Origin of the sequence: Pseudomonas sp. Irchel 3A18 (genome assembly GCF_900187465.1) — a bacterium.
Taxonomy (GTDB): Bacteria; Pseudomonadota; Gammaproteobacteria; order Pseudomonadales; family Pseudomonadaceae; genus Aquipseudomonas; species Aquipseudomonas cichorii.
Map to the genome: position 1 here is coordinate 31,759 of NZ_FYDI01000015.1, position 18,907 is coordinate 50,665.

Here is an 18,907-nt window from a genome sequence, read left to right on the forward strand (position 1 = left end):
TGGCAAAAGTGCGCAAAGAACTCGACAAGCACATGAGTGCAATAGAAAAGCGCCAGGCTCAGCCCTCGAAATTTAAACGCCTTCGGTGAGCTTTCATCGGTAGATTTGATGTGCGGTTAATTTTTCAATAATCTTATAGGAAGTATTGTAGATGCAACATACCGATCTAAGCAAAATAAACCTCCCTGCTAACTTACAAGGGTCTATTGATTCTTTTGAGCAAGAGAAAAAACAATACGTCACCTTGCAAGCTCAGCTTATGGACTTGACTCAGGATAATCAACGACTAACTCAAAAGGCCAATGAACTTGAAGGGCAGGCCAAACGAACTGATGTCGCTTGGAAGTTGCAGGCGAAAAAAATTGGCACAGACCAAGAGCACATTAACAACGAGATAGAGCGCGCTGAACAACTACGCAAGGAAGCGGGGCGACTACGTGCAACCGTTGAAAGTCGTAAGTCCCTTGCTGATAACTTGGGATTGCAGCTAGCAGAGTTACGAATCAGGCTGTGTGTCAAGCCGTCCATTATTAATTCCGATTATCAGATAGTAGCTCTGAGAAGCATTTTGCAGCAAAAAAATATTACCCAGCAGCTCTTTGAGTTATTTACTTTTGCTCGTGCGGTGCATTGTGCAAATGAGCACAGCGGAAAGGTGGAAGGCAAATATAAAGGAATGGACGCTAATGAAGGAGCTTGGCTGTTGCTCAAACGCGAAGCGGAAAAGTATTTTGACGTATTTAAGGACAACCAAATAACTAAAACCATTGTTGGCCTGCCTTCAGCTATTGCTGGCGAGCCGGTTGCACATAGTCCCGTGGACTTGATGAAGTTGAAACGGCAGCTTGGTGTTCTTTGATCCGGATTTTAAGCTTGTAATCTTCTATGGCCCGTTCGCGGGCCTTTTTTTGATCTATGCGTTTGGATTACTTGTAAGTAGGCGATCTGTATGACGAGCGGTGTTGAGGTGCGTGGCAATAATGACCGCTGCATCCGTGATCGTCTTTTCAAGACGTACCTGGAGCACGCTGGGGTCAGATACCGGGAGCCTGGCCAGTGTCGGCACACCTACACAAATCAGTTGCGAAGCACTGGCATTGCTTCGGGTGAATGGATCGCTGAATAACGGGTACACCGACGCGAACATGATCAGGCAGCACTACGGCACCTGAATCAATAAGGATGGACCGGACGTGATCAGAATGCTGAACAGCGCCTTAGGGGTGCAGATAGCTCGGCACACACGTTTTTTAAGCCGGAGTGAGGCTTAGGCACGTCGGAGCCTAATTGCTGGAGGCGTGACGGTTTGTGCAATGGTACTGGTCAGTCAAAAATGGCTGGACCTCCCCTCCCCCTTGGCGCGCAGGCTTTTGGTCAGGGCGCGGCGCGCTGATCAAGCACGGCGCTGAATGAGCTGTGCAGTTTTAAAAAATCGCCAAATGTCCCTATTCCTGCTGGGTTTCACCCTTGAAACAGTATGCGTTAAAGCCCTCTTTCTAGTGCAATAGCTTGTCATTTTTTTTCAAAACCTTGCACAAAGTGAAATGCCCTGTCGCCTGCGAAACCCCACGGCCTGCCTGGGCGGGACGGGTGGTTACACTACACCGGAGCTTGCAAAAAAAACGGACACAGAGCGCGTCGGCGGGAGGGGGATAAGTGTTTTTTCGCGCCGTTTTTTATTCTCGAGCAATTTTGGCCGGTTTCGCACCTTAGTAAGGTTAGGCTCTGTTACTCGATCCGGTACATGACCACTGGGTTGCCGCAGGTGATAAAGGGTGCCATGATTGAGCCATCACAGGATGTGGGATGGTAGTAATATGGGAAGACTCAGCGTCTATATCAAAACTTTTTCAGTGCAGCTCATATCGGCCAGCGGCGATTGTGAGTCTGCCGCTCACGGCTTTCTTAAATAAAATACCTAAAAGGCACAGGTAATCTGTATGTCCAAACGTATTGCTACGTTTTTTGATATGAAGCTGTATGCTCGGGGGCGTTCAAGAGCAGAGGGTAATATTGCCGACTTTCCTGCGACTCCAAAGTCTATGAAGGAAATCCGAGAAATAGTTGAGGCGCTCATTGACGGTGGTGATAACTTCCTGAGTAAAGGTCATAGTGACAAAGCTGACAAGTACTATATTGCTCACACAGATACCGTGAGCGGATATTGGGTGATTTTGATTAATCGATGCGATCCTAGCGCTCCTGACTCTGTTTACAGCAATCCGGAGTCTAAGCAACGCAAAGTAAATGAAAAGCTCCCTGGGCAAGGTGCTGAGTTTTCTGCGCATCTAATATTGGATACGAAGCCAGTTAAAGGTGAAGATTACTACTTCTGTATAATTGAGTCTGCATCTGGATCTGGCTTGGGGAGCAGCGCTATCTCCAACTACTTCGCGCACATGATCCGTCACTGCAAGAAGCAAAAACCTGACCTATTTAGAATTCCTAATATAGATGGCTCTTGCAATAAGAAAGGTGAGCAGAACAAGGTTCACCATGTTCATGAGGTAGAGTTGCAAGGGCATATATCTGATACTTTTAAAAACGATCTGCAAAGCGGAGCGCTAGCTGGTATAGAATTAATAAGTCATAAAGAAGTTGGCGGTAAGTGGGATAACGCAGGTTTCGTGAAAGAAAAACATCGTGTTATTAAGCTTTCATTGGAGAAAGACCTGATAGGTGATGCTGTAAAAACTGTTAAAGATGTTCTTAAAAAAGCAAAAACCGGCGGTCTAGATCAAATGCGCGTTAGCTTTAAGGATGGCTCTGGCTCTCCGAATAATGCTCTGCTTTCGGTCGACACCGGCCAATTGGCAACTGATGGGCGATACGTAAAGCGATATTACGTTTCATCCGCTAATGCGGTTAGCTCGGCGAGTATTGAAGAAGTTAATCATGCTATAGTTAAGGAAGTCCTTAAAAGCTTGGAGTGACTTAAAATGCTGAAGCAAATGTTACAGCCGCTTTCGTATCTTGCGATACGTCATCCGCAGAAGTGGAAGGTGGACTGGCTTTTCCCAGTAATAATATCTTTGCTTTGCACATGGTTCTCTGCTGATGAGGGATGGCGCTCTGATATTTACAGGGCCTCCGGTCCCGTCAGTCTACTATTAGGCTTTCTTTCATGCCTGCCAGGTTTTTATATTGCCGCCCTGGCAGCAATTGCTACCTTTGGTCGTAATGACATCGATAACGTGCTGCCTGAACCAACTCCAACTGTAAAATTAAATACTCGTGGAGAAAACATTTTAGTAAAGCTCACTCGTCGTAGGTTTTTGGCAATGCTGTTCGCATTCTTGACATGTGAAAGTATTGTTCTGGTATTGCTCTCTGTCGCACTAATGTCTAGTGGGGCAACAATTGCCAGTGTTGGACTATTGGGCGGCTTGGCAGGAGTACTTCTTTCGCTAGCAATGACATTTATTTATTTTACATTACTGATGCAAATGTTAACCGCAACGTTCTGGGGACTATATTATCTAGGTTTTAAGCTTCATGAGCCTCAGTTGTAACTGGCTCGACGCGATAAAAATTTACAATCTCGCTTTTCTAGACGGCGGCAGTATTACTTGTGCATTGTTCTGTGGCCCAAGTTTTCCTAGGGAAGGAGTGATGCAGCGCGAGGTCAAGCCCATCTCAGTGAGCGGATTGAAACCGCGACGGTGTGCGCGATCTGAGCTGCCGCCTGGCCTTGGCCCCTATCCTTTGCGCTGAGAAGCGTGTCGGTGCTGACGATTATCGAGTGATGTGGACGAAACGGGGACGAAACGGGGAAAATTCTGGCTATAAAAGCACAATGGCCTACGTTTTTTAGACGTAAGCCATTGATTTCATTGGTGGGCCCACACGGACTTGAACCGTGGACCAAAGGATTATGAGTCCTCTGCTCTAACCAACTGAGCTATGGGCCCTCAGTAGGCCGCGGATTATAACGGCGGTTTCGCGGCTGTGCTATCCGAAAAATCCGAAAGATTCATAAGAAGAAATCTGGAGCAGAATTCCTCGGGTGGCAAGGGGAGGCTGACGATGTAGCCCTGGATCTGTTCGCAGCCTTGTTCGGTCAGGAATTTCTGTTGTTCGGGGTTCTCCACGCCTTCGGCGATGATGGTGAGTTGCATGCTGCGGCCTAGGGCGATGATGGCGCGGACGATGGCGGCGTCGTGGGTGTCTTCCGGGAGGCCGCGGACGAAGGACTGGTCGATTTTCAGGATGTCCAGAGGCAGGCGCTTGAGGTAGCTCAGGGATGAGTAGCCGGTGCCGAAGTCGTCGATGGCCAGCTGGACGCCAAGTTTTTTCAGTTTGTGGAGCACCGACAGGGCTTCTTCTGTCTGGCTCATGATGAAGTTTTCGGTGATTTCCAGTTGCAGACAGCCGGGCTCCAGGCCGTTGTCTGCGAGCAGTTGTTCGATGCGTTTGAGCAGATTGGGCTGGCGTAGCTGGGCGCCGGCCAGGTTGACCGAGAGCGGGCCGAAAGGCGCGTAGTTCTTGCGCCATTCGTACATCTGACGACAGGCGTGTTCCAGAACCCAGTCGCCTATCTGCAGGATCATGCCGTTCTCTTCCGCCAGCGGTATGAAATGCTCGGGCGGCACTTCGCCAAAGGTCGGGTGGCTCCAGCGTATCAGGGCTTCGGCGCCTACCAGTCTGTTGGTCAGCAGGCTGGTCTTGGGCTGGTAGGACAGGCTCAGTTCGTTGCGTTCGATGGCTCTGCGCAGTTCCTGTTCAAGGGCGATCCGTTCGCTGGCCTGGGAGGTCAGGTCGCGGGTGTAGCTTTCGATCCGGTTGCGGCCCTTGGCCTTGGAGCGGTACATCGCCGCATCGGCGTTCTTGACCAGCGTGGCGACGTCGGTGCCGTCGGTGGGGAACAGGCAACTGCCGATGCTGGCGCTCATGAAGAACTCGTGCTCGCCAGCCTGGAAGGGCGCCGTGAAGCAGGCCAGGAGTTTGCTGCCGATGGTTTGTGCATCGCCGGGTTGCAGCAGGCCGGGCAGCAGAACGATGAATTCATCGCCGCCCAGGCGCGCCACGGTGTCGATGTCGCGCAGCGTCTCCTTGAGGCGTTGTGCGATGCCTTTGAGGAGCAGGTCGCCCACGGGGTGCCCGAGGCTGTCGTTGATGTGTTTGAAGCGATCCAGATCGATAAACAACACGGCACCGAGGCTGCCCGATTCTTCGCTGTGCAACAGGGCAGAGTGCAGGCGGTTTTCAAACAGGGTGCGGTTGGGCAGGCCGGTCAGGGGGTCGTGATGGGCCTGATAGTCCAGGCGCGCCTGGGCGTGCTTGAGACTGGAAATGTCGGCAAAGACGGCGACGAAGTGGGTGATGAAGCGATCCTTGTTGCGCACGGCGCTGATCGTTAGCCAGCAGGGGTAAAGCTCGCCATTCTTGCGGCGGTTGCATATTTCTCCTTGCCAGTGTCCTTCTGCGCTCAGTTGATGCCACATGGCCGCATAGAATGCGCTGTCATGCTGGCCCGAGGCGAGCAGGCGGGGTGTCTGGCCCAGGGCCTCATCCTCGCCGTAGCCGGTGATTTCGCTGAACGCCCGGTTGACGGCGTTGATGCGCTGGCGCGTATCGGTGATCAGTACGCCTTCGGCGGTACTCTCGAAGACGGTGGCGGCCAGGTGCAGTTTTTCCTGCATCTGCTGGCGCTCGGTAATGTCCCGGGCCAGGGTCATGATGCATTCTTCCCCGGCGATGAGCAGGGGATGCGATGACATTTCGCAAAGCCTGACCTGTCCGTCCAGGTGCCGGATCTGGCCGCGAAAATCCCGTACCACGCCATTTTGCTGCAGTTGCTTGATCAGTTGCTGGCGTTCATTAGGGTCGACCCATATCTGCAGGTCGAGGCCTGAACGTTCAAGGCACTGGCTTTCGCTGTAGCCGGTCATCCGGCAGAAACCTTCATTGACCTCCAGCAGCAGGCCGTCGCTGGTCCGGGCGATAAGCAGGCCGTCGGGTGATGAATGGAAGGCCTTGGCGAACTTCTCTTCAGAGAGTTGCAACTGCTGCTGGGCCTGCTTGAGAGGTGTGATATCGCTGATGGTGAGCAATACGGCTGGCGTTGCGCTCATCTCGAAGGGTTCGGCTGACATCAGGCAGGAAAAGGTGCGCCCGTCCTTGCGCCGCAGAGGCATTTCCAGGTTGCGGATCCGGTCCTGTTGCAGGCGCTCCAGCAGGCCGGGACCGACTCCCGGCACTGCCCACAGGTTGATTTGCGTAGCGGTTTTGCCGATGACTTCTTCGCTGCTCATGCCGATCTGGGTCACGAAGGCTTTGTTGACCTCGAGAATGATGCCGTCGGACAGGCGGGCGATGATCAGGATGTCCGGGCATTGGGCAAACACCGAGGCGAATTTCCCTTCGGACAGGCGCAGGGCTTCCTCGGTCAGCTTGCTGTCGCTGATGTCGATCATCAGGCCACGGATGACGGGATCCGGCCCGCGCTTGATGAGGCTGACGATGTCCCTGATCCAGAGTATCCGCCCTTCGGCATTGCGGACCCGGTAGTCGAGGCTGTGATCGTTGCCGCTTAAGGCCTGTTGCTTGCAGAAGGTTTCGGCAGCATTCAGGTCTTCGGGGTGCACGATGCTGCGCCAGAAGCCAGGTTGCAGCCATTTCGACAGTGGATAACCCAGCAGGCTTTCTGCCTGCGGCGAGACGTAGTTGTAGGTCATCTTTTCCGGGTTGGCTTCCCAGGCCACGGCGGAAAGGCTTTCTACCAGCCCCCGGTAATGATGTTCGCTGCCACGAAGTTTCTGCTCCAGCTCAATGCCACGAGAAATCTCCAGGCTGAGCTTTCGGTTATTACGGATAACCACTGCAAGAGCAGCCGAAAGTAGTAATAAGCCCGGCAGGCCATAAAGTAGAAAGTTTTCCCAATGCACCGGTTCGTTGTTTATCCAGCTGTGAACTTCGGGCTGTTGCAGGCTCGTCAGCGTGCTGTCCGACGCGAGTAGCAAGGCTTTGGAGTCCTGCTGGGCGAGCCATGAGCCTGGGTTCTGTGTTTGATGAAGCCGGGCAGGCAAGTCTTGGGTGTTGGCGTTTGCTATGGAGCCGATCAGACAAAAGAGTGTGATGGCCGACAGTCGTAACATGGCAGCCTCATAGCGGCGGATGGTAATGAGACGAGTGTAGACGGCGTTGGGGAAGGGGTGAAAAAACTACTAACCGGAAAGTGTTATTCCAGAAAAGCAAAACCCCCGGCGGGCCGGGGGTTTTGACTTGCGTGTGCTGTTACTCGTCAAGGAACGAGCGCAGGTGCTCGCTTCTTGTCGGGTGACGCAGCTTGCGCAGTGCCTTGGCTTCGATCTGACGAATCCGCTCGCGGGTTACGTCAAACTGCTTACCAACCTCTTCCAGCGTGTGGTCGGTATTCATGTCGATGCCGAAACGCATACGCAGAACCTTGGCTTCACGGGCGGTAAGGCCCGACAGCACTTCGCGTGTGGCTTCTTTCAGGCTTTCAACAGTGGCGACATCGATTGGCGACTGCATGGTCGAGTCTTCGATGAAGTCACCCAGATGCGAGTCTTCGTCGTCACCGATCGGGGTTTCCATGGAGATCGGCTCTTTGGCGATCTTCAGTACCTTGCGGATCTTGTCCTCAGGCATTTCCATGCGCTCGCCCAGCTCTTCCGGAGTCGGTTCACGACCCATTTCCTGCAGCATCTGGCGGGAAATGCGGTTGAGCTTGTTGATCGTCTCGATCATGTGCACCGGAATACGGATGGTGCGTGCCTGGTCGGCGATCGAGCGAGTGATCGCCTGACGGATCCACCAGGTTGCATAGGTCGAGAACTTGTAGCCACGACGGTATTCGAACTTGTCCACCGCTTTCATCAGGCCGATGTTGCCTTCCTGGATCAGGTCGAGGAATTGCAGGCCGCGGTTGGTGTACTTCTTGGCGATGGAGATCACCAGACGCAAGTTCGCTTCGACCATCTCTTTCTTCGCGCGGCGGGCCTTGGCCTCACCGATCGACATGCGACGGTTGATGTCCTTGATCTCGGCAATCTTCAGGCCGGTTTCTTCTTCGAGCGCGGTCAGCTTCTGCTGGCAACGCTGGATGTCCGGCTGCAGACGGGCAATGGCTTCGGCGTACTTGCTCTTGCCTTTGGCCAGTGCGTCGGTCCAGCTTTCGTCAACTTCGTTGCCCGGGAACTGGCGCAGGAAGTCGGCACGTGGCATGCGGGCGTCACGCACACAGAGTTGCATGATCGCGCGCTCTTGAGCACGGAGACGATCAAGTGCACTGCGAACGCGCTCTACCAGGCCTTCAAACTGTTTTGGAACCAGTTTGATCGGCATGAACAGTTCAGCCAGGGCAACCAGTTCAGCGATGGAATTCTTGTCTTCACGACCGAATTTCTTGAGCGCCTTGCGGGTGATTTCCATCTGGTCGGCAACGGCGCCAAAGCGCTGCTGGGCAATGACCGGATCAGGACCGCTTTCGGCTTCTTCTTCATCGTCGGAAGCGTCGCCCGATTCTTCCTCGTCATCGTCGCTGTCGTCAGCCTTGGCTGCTTTTGCGTCGATAGGCGGTGGGACTTCGGCCGGCGGTGCAATGCCGTCGTCCGGGTCGATGTAACCGCTCAGAACGTCGGACAGGCGGCCGCCTTCGCTCGTGACACGCTCGTATTCGGAGAGAATATGATCAACCGTGCCAGGGAAGTGCGCGATGGCGCTCATCACTTCACGGATGCCTTCCTCGATACGTTTGGCGATTTCGATTTCGCCTTCACGGGTCAGGAGTTCAACGGTACCCATTTCGCGCATGTACATACGCACGGGATCGGTAGTACGACCGATGTCGGTTTCAACCGCTGCCAATGCTGCGGCCGCTTCTTCTGCGGCGGCTTCATCGGTATCGGCATCGGCCAGCATCAGGGCGTCTGCGTCCGGAGCACTCTCGTGTACCGGGATCCCCATGTCATTGATCATGCGGATGATGTCTTCCACCTGCTCAGGATCTGAAATATCCTCAGGCAAGTGGTCGTTGACCTCTGCGTAAGTCAGATACTTCTGCTCACGACCCAGGGTGATCAACTCTTTGATACGAGACTGCTGTTGCGCTTTTCCGGACATAACACCCTATCCACTGAAGGTCTTGGCGGGCAAAAAACAAGCCGAGGATTATACCCGAGCTATGACCTCACGCGCCAGTTGAGGTCGGGTTTTGTGCAGAAACATTGCGACTAAGGAGCCGAAGCAGTTGAGTTTTCTCTTCTGCCGTGAGGCCTACCTGGCGATCCTTGATGATCAACTGATCAATGTTCCGCTCACGTTGGTTTGCCGATAGCCTAGTTATAGTGTCGAAAAACTGTTGTTCAAGGTTATCGGCCTCGATCAACCATTCCTTTTCTGCCAATGCGCGCAGCAATCGGCCCTGTTCCGTGCCATGCCAACGCGCTATCAATTGTAACGACCGAAGATTCGGATTCTTTTGCCTGGCCTCGATCAAGGCGACCAGTAACTGCGCCTGTGCGTGGTCTTCTGCCGCGAAATGGCTCGCATTTTCGACTTTCTCGGCCAGTTCCGGGTGATGCAGCAGGGTTCTCAGTGCCGCTTGCAACGGCGGTTCTACGGCCGTTGGTACGCGTGGTGCACGAGGCTCGAACTCCTGACGCTTACCCCCTTTGCCCCAGGACTTTTTGTTGTCCCATTTTTTCTGATTCTGACCACCGGCTTTCTTGGGCGTCCATTGCGGCTGCTCTTCGTGGCCGCCGTGCTGCTGGTAGTCCGCGAAATCCGGCATTGCGTCGTAATCGACGTACGGATCGTAGCTGGGAGGCACATCTGCGGGTGCACTTTGTACCAACTGGCTGACGGCTTCGTTGTTGAGACCGGTGATTTCGCTGAGGCGCTGACGCATCAGCGTGCGCAGATTGGCGCCGGGAACCTTGTCGATCAGCGGTGCGGCGAGGGTGGCCATATGGGCCTTGCCTTCGAGGGAGCGCGGGTCGGATTCCTTGGTCAACTGCTCGAAAAAATAGTCGGCCAGCGGCTGGGCATGCTGATTGATGCGTGCCTTGAAAGCATCGGTGCCTTCGGAGCGCACCAGAGTGTCCGGGTCTTCGCCTTCGGGCAGGAACAGAAAGCGGGCGCGGCGTCCGTCCTGCAGGCTCGACAGGGTGGCTTCCAGTGCGCGCCATGCGGCATTGCGGCCAGCCTGGTCGCCGTCGAAGCAGAACAGCACGTTGGGTACGACCCTGAACAGCCGTTTCAAGTGCTCTTCGCTGGTTGCGGTGCCAAGTGTCGCGACGGCATTGCGCAGGCCTTGCTGGGCCAGGGCGATGACGTCCATGTAGCCCTCGACGACGATGATTTCGTCTAGGTTGCGATTGTGTTTGCGTGCCTCGAACAGGCCGTACAGCTCCTGGCCCTTGTGAAAGACAGGGGTTTCAGGGGAGTTCAGGTACTTGGGCTTGTCGTCGCCCAGTACCCGGCCACCAAAGGCAATGACGCGGCCTCGTGAGTCGCGGATCGGAAACATGACTCGGTCGCGAAAACGGTCGTAGCGCTTGCCGGTTTCCGCGTTCTCGATCAGCAGGCCGGCATCGATCATGACCTTTTGCTGAAGCGTGTCGCTGCTCAGGTGCTTGTAGAGGTTGTCCCAGCCGGGCGGGGCGAACCCCATGCCGAAGTCCCGGGCGATCTCGCCGGACAGGCCGCGACCCTTAAGGTAGTCCACGGCGGCCTTGCGCATCGGGTGGCTTTTCAGGGCCTGACGATAGAACTCGGCGGCGGCTGCCAGCAGCGGGTACAGCGGGGAGTCGGTCGGCTGGCGCGGCTTCTGGCCTTTGACGTTCTGTTCCCGGGGGACTTCCATGCCAGCTGCTTTGGCAAGCTCCTCGACCGCCTGGGGAAAGTCCAGGTTGTCGTGGTCCATGACGAAGCCAAGCGCGTTACCGCCTGCACCACAGCCGAAGCAGTAATAGAACTGCTTGTCCGGGCTGACGCTGAAAGAGGGTGTTTTCTCTTTGTGGAACGGGCAGCAGGCGCTGAAATTCTTCCCGGTTTTCTTCAATTGCACGCGCGAGCTGACAACATCGACGATGTCGGTGCGGTTCAGGAGGTCGTCAATGAAGCTTTGGGGAATCAGCCCGGCCATGGCGTTCTCGTCATCAGGCGTATTACGAAATTATCGTGGCGAATCTGTAAGCGTGCGCGAACATTTCAGCCGCCTTTGTCAGCAAGAATAGCGAGATGCGGGCGGGTATCGGCATCCGATAATCGGGCCTGCAGCCTTGAAAGGAAATAAGTGTGCAGCGATTTCATGTGAATTCGACTTCAGCCTTGAGCTTTGGTGTTCACTGAGGGATCGCAAGAGACGCTGCCTTGGCTGAGCTTCTTGCGAAGTCATCAAGGCATGCTCGTCATGCTCATTGATCAAGCCTGCCCGAAGGACAGATCAATCAACGTTGCCTGAAGCAGGCTGGACGTGCTTTGACGGATTTGTCTTGGTCGCGTGTGCGGCTTCGACAGCCTCTGTCAATGAAGCGTGAGGCTAGTGCTCCAACTGCCGACAGCCCGGCTTTGATGGCCGGGCAAGGCAGAAGCTTGCGACGTAAGGCTGTAAATTAATACAGACGAACGGCGCGGCGCTGTTCGCGCTGGACTTTCTTGGCGTGACGCTTGACAGCAGCAGCTGCCTTACGCTTACGCTCGGAAGTCGGCTTCTCGTAAAATTCGCGGCTACGAACTTCAGCCAGAACACCGGCTTTTTCGCAGGAGCGCTTGAAACGACGCAGAGCTACGTCGAAGGGTTCGTTCTCTTTAACTTTGACGGCTGGCATCCAGAGCTACCTTCATTCATTACCGGGGTCAACGCCTCGTGCAAACACTGCACAAAAGTACGTCGGTTTTTAAGGGTTGCGGATGTTAACCCCTCATTGAGAGGAATGCAAAGCCTCTGATCGAAAACCGCTGGTCGGAGCCTTTTGCGACGACTATCATGCGCGCCTTCAAATCTGCCCCCTACAAGGCGCAAACCCATGTTAGTACTGGGATTAGAAACTTCCTGCGACGAAACCGGCGTCGCGCTTTACGACAGCGAACGCGGTTTGCTGGCGGATGCATTGTTCAGTCAGATCGACCTGCATCGTGCTTATGGTGGCGTGGTACCAGAACTGGCATCGCGCGATCACGTCAAGCGCATGCTGCCACTCATTCGCCAGACGCTGGCTGAAGCGGACTGTGTCGCGACCGATATCGATGCCATTGCCTACACGGCCGGGCCGGGTCTGGTCGGCGCCTTGCTGGTCGGTGCGTCATGTGCCCAGGCCCTGGCATTTGCCTGGGATATTCCGGCCCTTGGTGTTCATCACATGGAAGGTCATCTGCTGGCGCCGATGCTTGAAGAGCAGCCGCCACAGTTTCCGTTCGTCGCCTTGCTGGTGTCCGGCGGGCATACGCAACTGGTCCGGGTCGACGGTATCGGTCGCTATGAGCTGTTGGGCGAAACCCTGGATGACGCCGCAGGCGAGGCTTTCGACAAGACCGCCAAGATGATGGGCCTGCAATATCCGGGTGGTCCCGAGATTTCCCGTCTGGCGACTCGCGGTGTAGCGGGGCGTTTTGTATTTCCGCGTCCGATGACCGACCGTCCCGGCCTGGAATTCAGCTTCAGTGGTCTGAAAACCTCTGCCCTCAATGCCTGGCAGCAGTGCCAGAGCGCTGGAGACGACAGCGAGCAAACCCGTTGCGACATCTCTCTGGCCTTCCAGCAGGCGGTAGTGGAGACTTTGACCATCAAGTGCAAGCGGGCACTCAAGCAGACCGGCCTCAAAAGCCTGGTCATCGCCGGTGGCGTCAGTGCCAACAAGGCGTTGCGAGAGTCGCTGGAGAGCATGCTGGCGGACCTGCGTGGTCATGTTTACTACGCTCGTCCCGAGTTCTGCACCGATAACGGCGCGATGATCGCATTTGCCGGTTGTCAGCGTCTGCAGGCGGGCCAGAAGGAAGATTTGAGTATCAGTGTGCAGGCACGCTGGCCGATGGAGCAGTTGTCGGGTATCTGAGGGCGGCATGTCGAAGGTGAGCCGTTTTCATGCGTACCTTCAGAAATGCCGTTCGCGCCCGGCGAGCAGGTCGCGTAGATTGCCGCGATGACGCCAGACGATCAGCAGGGTCAGGACACTCATGGGCAATAATGCCCGGGGTTCCTGCCAGGCCAGCAGTGGTAGGGTCAATGGTGTGGCGATCAGCGCGGCGAGCGAGCTGGTGCGGGTCAGGTAGAACGTCAGCAGCCAGGTCGTGATGGCCAGCGCTGCTGCGGGAGGGTAGAGCCCCAGCAGCATGCCGGCGGCGGTTGCAACGCCTTTGCCGCCCTTGAAGCGAAAGTACAACGGAAACAGATGGCCCAGTACGGCGCAAAGGCCTATCCAGGCCTGGTCTCGCGGGTCAAGGCCGCCAAGGTTGGCAAGCAGTACGGGGAGCAGGCCTTTACAGAGGTCGCCTATCAGGGTCAGGACGGCAGCTTTTTTACCGGCCAGACGCAGCATGTTGGTCGCGCCTGCATTGCCCGAGCCACTGGCACGTGGGTCCGGGCTGCCATTGAGGCGGCTGAGCAGGATGGCGAAGGACAGTGAGCCGAGCAGGTAGGCGAAAATAGCCAGTAACCAAAACATGCTAACCATTCCGGGCGAGGATGCCCTGATTCTAACGGGGCATCGCGCCCTTGTCGTGCAGTGGAGAGTAGTGCTTGGACAGAGTTTTCATTGACGGTCTTGAGGTCGATACGGTGATCGGCGCTTATGACTGGGAACGTGGCATCCGCCAGTGCTTGCGGCTGGACCTGAGTTTTGCCTGGGATAACCGGCCTGCCGCAGCGGGTGACGACCTGAGCAAGGCCTTGGACTATGCGAGTGTTTCCGCTCGCATCCAGGCTTTTGCCGAGCAGGCGCAGTTCCAGTTGGTGGAGACTTTTGCCGAGCGTCTGGCCGAAGTGCTGATGAGTGAGTTTCATATTCCCTGGCTGCGTCTGAGGCTGACCAAGCCGGGCGCTGTCGCCGCTGCCAAGGGCGTGGGCGTGGAGATCGAGCGCGGATGTCGCTGACTCGGGTTTTTCTTGGGCTCGGCAGTAATATCGAGCGCGAAAGGCATTTGCATGCCGGGCTGGATGCGCTCGATTCCTTCCTGAGCGATCTGACCTGCTCACCGGTCTTCGAAAGCCAGCCGGTGGGGATCAAGAGTGGTCCGTTCTTCAATCTGGTCGTCTCGGCCCTGACCGACCTGCCGCTTCTGGATCTGGGTCGCCGTTTGAAGATGATCGAAGCCGATAGCGGCCGTTATGCACCGGATCGCAAAGGGTTGCCGCTGGATATCGATGTGCTTCTGTATGGTGAGCTGGTCGGTAATTTCGACGGTTTGATCCTGCCGCGTGCAGAAATCCTCAAGAACGCCTTTGTGTTGTGGCCCTTGTCGCTGATCGCGGCGGATCGCTTGCATCCGGGTGTTGGCGTGCCTTTCGGCACGCTCTGGGCTGATGCTCAGATCGATCAGCAGCTCTTGCCTGTAGCGTTCGAGTGGCGCGGAATACAGCTGACGCCAGAAGAGGTGTAGGAGCAATCGGGCGGCGCTCCGCTCATTCGCGAGACGTCATTGAGGGCGATAGGTTTTCTTCAGCTCACGGGCCTCTGGCGAATGAATTCGCTCCCACGGAAAATCCATTTAATTCATGATCTTGTGGGATTCATTCCCGAAGTGCAGTGTGCTCGGCCTTGTACACCTTGAGCGCATCCAGCCTTTCGTTTTTCAGCGCATTGCCCAGGTCCTGTCCCTTCAAGCCCTTTTCCACCAGCGGCTGGACCGCAACAGTTCGGGCCGCATGGGCTGCGCCGCGCAGGTAGTCAGCCTGTGGATAATTACGCTCCTCGAAACCGTCGCGCCCACGAGCGTCCATCTCGCAAGCCACAATGAATTCCTCAAAGCGTTGCGGGCGACGGTAGACGTCGAAGCTGTGCAGTAGCTCCAGCAGGGTCAGGGGTTTCAGCTCAAGGGCGCGATGTCCATGAGTGTGATACTGGCCAACCAGTAGCGCCAGTTCCTGACATTCCTTCGGCACCTTGAAGCGCTCGTTGACCGCTTTTATCAGGCGCAGGCCCCTGTGTTCGTGGGCGATATGCCGAGGCCATTCGGCTTCGGGAGTCAGCCCTTTACCCAGATCATGCAGCAGGCAGGCCCAGCGTACGCTCAGTGGCTGTTGATGAAGGGCGGATTGCCCCAGCACGCTGAGTACATGCTTGCCTGTGTCGATTTCGGGGTGATGGGCGGCAGGCTGCGGTACGCCGAACAGCGCCTCGACTTCGGGAATCAGTTCCTTGAGAGCGCCACAGTCATGCAGCACCTGAATGAAAACCTGAGGCTGATTTTCCATCAGCGCCCGGGAGATTTCCTTCCAGCTGCGCTCGGGTGTCAGGGCCTTGAGTTCACCGGATTCGCTGAGCTGGCGCATCAGTTTCAGTGTTTCGGGCGCGATGCTGAAACCCAAAGGTGCATAGCGGGCTGCGAAACGGGCGACACGCAATACTCTGAGCGGATCTTCGACGAACGCAGGTGAAACGTGGCGCAAGACTCGGGCTTCGATATCGTGCTGTCCGCCATAGGGATCGGTCAGATTACCGTCCTTGTCTTCGGCTATGGCATTGATGGTCAGATCGCGGCGGATCAGGTCCTGTTCGAGTGTGACGTCAGGGCTGGCGTGAAAGATGAAGCCGCCGTAACCAACGCCGTTCTTGCGCTCGGTGCGAGCCAGTGCGTATTCCTCACCCGTCAGAGGATGAAGAAAGACCGGAAAATCAGTACCCACCGGACGATAACCTTTGACCAGCATTTCATCGGCGCTGGCACCTACGACGACCCAGTCGGTATCGGTAACGGGTTGACCCAGCAGGCGGTCGCGTACAGCGCCACCAACTTTATAAATCTGCATAAAAAACCTCCATAAGCACGACAGGATAAACCTGAGTCGTCCCTACGGAGGTTAAAAGTTAAAAACATTCTCTGCGGTTATGTTCTTCAGAGATGAACAACTGCCAGGTCGAGCCTCGGATAGTCTCCCTCGGCATGTTCGCCGCGTGGTGGGACATGGTGGGTTTTCATCACCTGATCGCCTTGCAGGGTTTCCAGATGGATATCGAAGCCCCACAGACGGTGCAGGTGTTTGAGCACTTCGTCCGTTGAATCGCCCAGTGGTTTGCGGTTGTGTTGTTGATGGCGCAGCGTCAGTGAACGGTCGCCACGGCGGTCGATGCTGTAGATCTGCACGTTGGGTTCGCGATTGCCCAGGTTGTATTGAGCGGCCAGCGTTTCCCGAATGGTCCGATAACCGGCTTCGTCATGGATGGCGGGCACCAGCAGGTCGTCTTTCTGGTCGTCATCCATGATGCTGAACAGCTTGAGGTCACGAATGACCTTGGGCGACAGGTACTGGAGGATGAAACTCTCGTCCTTGAAGCTGGACATGGCGAATTTGATCGCCGTCAGCCAGTCCGTGCCAGCAATTTCCGGGAACCAGTGGCGATCCTCGTCGGTTGGGTGCTCACACATGCGCCGAATGTCCTGATACATGGCAAAACCCAGGGTGTACGGGTTGATGCCGCTGTAATAGGGGCTGTCGAAGCCAGGCTGATAGACCACGCTGGTGTGCGATTGCAGGAACTCCAGCATGAAGCCATCGGTGACCAGCCCTTCGTCGTACAGATCGTTCATCAGCGTGTAGTGCCAGAACGTCGCCCAGCCTTCGTTCATCACCTGAGTCTGGCGCTGCGGATAGAAATACTGGGCAATCTTGCGCACGATGCGCACTACTTCGCGCTGCCAGGGTTCCAGCAGCGGCGCATGCTTCTCGATGAAGTACAGGATGTTTTCCTGTGGCTCGGCAGGGAAACGGGCGTTGTCCTCCTTGCTGCTCTTGTCGGCACCTTTCGGAATGGTGCGCCACAGGTCGTTGATCTGCCGTTGCAGGTGTTCTTCGCGATCCTTTTGTCGGCGTCGCTCTTCTTCGGCTGAAATCGGGTAGGGCCGCTTGTAGCGGTCGACACCATAGTTCATCAGGGCATGACAGGAGTCGAGCAGGTCTTCCACTGCATCGATGCCATGGCGCTCTTCGCATTGCATGATGTACTGCTTGGCGAAGACCAGGTAGTCAATGATCGAACTGGCATCGGTCCAGGTGCGGAACAGGTAGTTGCCCTTGAAGAAGCTGTTATGCCCGTAGCAGGCGTGGGCAACCACAAGTGCCTGCATGCAGATGGTGTTTTCTTCCATCAGATAGGCAATGCACGGGTCCGAGTTGATCACGATCTCGTAGGCCAGACCCATCTGCCCGCGAGTGTAGGATTTCTCGGTGCTCAGGAAATGCTTGCCGTATGACCAGTGGTGATAGCCCAGCGGCATTCCCACCGAGGCATAGGCGTCCATCATCTGTTCGGCCGTGATGACCTCGATCTGATTTGGGTAGGTATCCAGGGCATAGCGCTCGGCGATACGGCTGATTTCGCGGTCGTAGGCCTGGATCAGTTCAAATGTCCACTCGGACCCCGTGGAAAGGGGTTGGCGCTTCTGCTCTCTAGCGGTCATGTCACTAACCTGCGCTGGAAGAGTTCACGGAATACCGGATAGATATCGCCGGCAGAGACCAGCTGTTGCTGGGCAAAGGTGTCGGCAAATTCTTCACCGATGCGTTCGTATTCGAACCATAGTGCCTGATGCTCTCGGGGCGTGATCTCCACATAGGTGTAGTACTGCACGAACGGCATGATCTGCTTGGTGAGGATTTCGCGGCAGATCGGTGAGTCGTCGTTCCAGTTGTCGCCATCGGAAGCCTGGGCGGCATAGATGTTCCATTCGTTGCTCGGATAGCGCTCGGCCATGATCTCCTGCATCAGTTTCAGGGCGCTGGAAACGATGGTGCCGCCGGTTTCCCGTGAATAGAAGAACTCTTCTTCGTCCACTTCCCGGGCGCTGGTGTGGTGGCGGATGAACACCACTTCGATCTTGTCGTAGTTACGCTTGAGAAACAGGTACAGCAGGATGAAAAATCGCTTGGCGACATCCTTGGTTGCCTGAGTCATGGAGCCAGAGACGTCCATCAGACAGAACATCACCGCCTTGGAGCTTGGGTTGGGTTGCTTGACCAGCAGGTTGTACTTGAGGTCGAAAGTATCCAAGTAAGGCACGCGGCGAATACGTGCTTTCAAACGATCTATTTCGACTTCCAGTTCCTGGATGTCGCCGAAGTTGTCCGGCTCTTCGCGCTTGAGACGCTCCAGCTCGGTCACCGTTTCCTTGAGCTTGGCGCGGCTGCTGCCGGAAAGTGCGATACGGCGCGCATGGGCCGAGCGCAGGGTCCGGATGATATTGATGCGCGAGGGATTGCCCTCGTTGCTGATGCCTGCGCGTACGGTCTTGAAGGTGTCGGTGCCGGTCAGGTTGCGTTTAACGAGGTTGGGAAGCTCCAGGTCCTCGAACATGAATTCGAGAAATTCTTCCTGAGTGATCTGGAAGACGAACTCGTCCATGCCTTCGCCGGAATTGCTGGCCTTGCCAGGTCCTTTGCCACCGCCGCCACCTTGCGGACGGGCGATGTGCTCGCCGCTGGAGAATTCCTTGTTGCCGGGATGGACAACCGTCTGTTTGCCACCACGGCCATGATGAAGCACCGGCTCGTCGATATCGCGGCCAGGAATGCTGATTTGTTCGCCGTGTTCCATATCGGTAATGGAGCGACGGCTGACGGCTTCTTCCACTGCTTTTTTGATGTGATCACGGTAACGCCGCAGAAACCGCTGGCGATTCACCGTGCTCTTGTTCTTGCCATTGAGGCGTCGGTCGATCACATAACTCATAGGCCCTCCGGGCAGCCGCAAGTAGAAAGCAGCTTCAAGCCACAAGCTGGCGACGG

At 55.8% G+C, this 18,907-nt stretch carries 14 protein-coding genes, 1 tRNA gene and 1 pseudogene; 7 read left to right on the forward strand and 9 right to left on the reverse strand.

Annotated features, from left to right (window positions below):
- Positions 1-151: 151 nt before the first annotated feature.
- From CKW23_RS21895 to CKW23_RS21910, 4 genes and pseudogenes are all read left to right on the forward strand, one after another.
- The gene (locus CKW23_RS21895) at positions 152-859 is read left to right on the forward strand and encodes a hypothetical protein (RefSeq protein ID WP_095068335.1); all 708 of its coding nucleotides are present in this window, start codon (positions 152-154) and stop codon (positions 857-859) included.
- A 120-nt stretch (positions 860-979) separates the two neighbouring features.
- Positions 980-1,172, forward strand: a pseudogene (locus tag CKW23_RS21900) (site-specific integrase); the annotation flags it as partial.
- A gap of 768 nt (positions 1,173-1,940) precedes the next feature.
- Positions 1,941-2,933, forward strand: coding sequence for a hypothetical protein (locus CKW23_RS21905; RefSeq protein WP_095068336.1), 993 nt, complete (start codon positions 1,941-1,943; stop codon positions 2,931-2,933).
- A 6-nt stretch (positions 2,934-2,939) separates the two neighbouring features.
- Positions 2,940-3,512: a hypothetical protein gene (locus CKW23_RS21910; protein ID WP_095068337.1), complete on the forward strand. Its 573-nt coding sequence runs from the start codon at positions 2,940-2,942 to the stop codon at positions 3,510-3,512.
- A 322-nt stretch (positions 3,513-3,834) separates the two neighbouring features.
- On the opposite strand, the gene CKW23_RS21915 is transcribed toward CKW23_RS21910, so the two are convergent.
- From CKW23_RS21915 to rpsU, 5 genes are all read right to left on the reverse strand, one after another.
- Positions 3,835-3,911: transfer RNA gene (locus tag CKW23_RS21915), tRNA-Ile, on the reverse strand.
- A gap of 15 nt (positions 3,912-3,926) precedes the next feature.
- The gene (locus CKW23_RS21920; protein WP_074568895.1) at positions 3,927-7,097 is read right to left on the reverse strand and encodes a bifunctional diguanylate cyclase/phosphodiesterase; all 3,171 of its coding nucleotides are present in this window, start codon (positions 7,095-7,097) and stop codon (positions 3,927-3,929) included.
- A gap of 139 nt (positions 7,098-7,236) precedes the next feature.
- On the reverse strand, positions 7,237-9,087 hold the full coding sequence (rpoD, locus tag CKW23_RS21925) for an RNA polymerase sigma factor RpoD (RefSeq protein ID WP_025258329.1): 1,851 nt from the start codon (positions 9,085-9,087) through the stop codon (positions 7,237-7,239).
- Positions 9,088-9,154: 67 nt separating this feature from the next.
- Positions 9,155-11,113: a DNA primase gene (gene dnaG / locus CKW23_RS21930; RefSeq protein ID WP_025258330.1), complete on the reverse strand. Its 1,959-nt coding sequence runs from the start codon at positions 11,111-11,113 to the stop codon at positions 9,155-9,157.
- Positions 11,114-11,582: 469 nt separating this feature from the next.
- Complete coding sequence (gene rpsU / locus CKW23_RS21935) at positions 11,583-11,798, reverse strand: 30S ribosomal protein S21 (RefSeq protein WP_002551877.1); 216 nt, start codon at positions 11,796-11,798, stop codon at positions 11,583-11,585.
- Positions 11,799-11,996: 198 nt separating this feature from the next.
- On the opposite strand from rpsU, the gene tsaD reads away from it, so the two are divergent.
- Positions 11,997-13,022 (forward strand): tRNA (adenosine(37)-N6)-threonylcarbamoyltransferase complex transferase subunit TsaD, encoded by a 1,026-nt coding sequence (gene tsaD, locus CKW23_RS21940; protein ID WP_025258331.1) that lies wholly within the window; start codon positions 11,997-11,999, stop codon positions 13,020-13,022.
- A 39-nt stretch (positions 13,023-13,061) separates the two neighbouring features.
- Here the strand turns inward: tsaD and plsY are convergent, their stop codons facing one another.
- A complete protein-coding gene (plsY, locus tag CKW23_RS21945; protein ID WP_025258332.1) occupies positions 13,062-13,631 on the reverse strand; it encodes a glycerol-3-phosphate 1-O-acyltransferase PlsY in 570 nt (189 codons plus the stop codon).
- A 74-nt stretch (positions 13,632-13,705) separates the two neighbouring features.
- On the opposite strand from plsY, the gene folB reads away from it, so the two are divergent.
- Positions 13,706-14,059, forward strand: a complete 354-nt coding sequence (gene folB / locus CKW23_RS21950) for a dihydroneopterin aldolase (protein ID WP_025258333.1) — start codon at positions 13,706-13,708, stop codon at positions 14,057-14,059.
- A complete protein-coding gene (gene folK, locus CKW23_RS21955; protein WP_025258334.1) occupies positions 14,050-14,565 on the forward strand; it encodes a 2-amino-4-hydroxy-6-hydroxymethyldihydropteridine diphosphokinase in 516 nt (171 codons plus the stop codon). Before folB ends, folK begins: the two co-directional genes overlap by 10 nt.
- A gap of 130 nt (positions 14,566-14,695) precedes the next feature.
- Here the strand turns inward: folK and CKW23_RS21960 are convergent, their stop codons facing one another.
- The 3 genes from CKW23_RS21960 to CKW23_RS21970 form a co-directional block, all read right to left on the reverse strand.
- Positions 14,696-15,934 (reverse strand): multifunctional CCA addition/repair protein, encoded by a 1,239-nt coding sequence (locus tag CKW23_RS21960; RefSeq protein ID WP_095068338.1) that lies wholly within the window; start codon positions 15,932-15,934, stop codon positions 14,696-14,698.
- Positions 15,935-16,020: 86 nt separating this feature from the next.
- Positions 16,021-17,583: a SpoVR family protein gene (locus CKW23_RS21965; protein WP_025258336.1), complete on the reverse strand. Its 1,563-nt coding sequence runs from the start codon at positions 17,581-17,583 to the stop codon at positions 16,021-16,023.
- Positions 17,580-18,851 carry a YeaH/YhbH family protein gene (locus tag CKW23_RS21970; RefSeq protein WP_025258337.1) on the reverse strand — a complete coding sequence of 424 codons (1,272 nt, stop codon included), beginning with the start codon at positions 18,849-18,851 and terminating at the stop codon, positions 17,580-17,582. The genes CKW23_RS21965 and CKW23_RS21970 overlap by 4 nt, the downstream gene beginning before the upstream one ends.
- Positions 18,852-18,907: the final 56 nt, after the last annotated feature.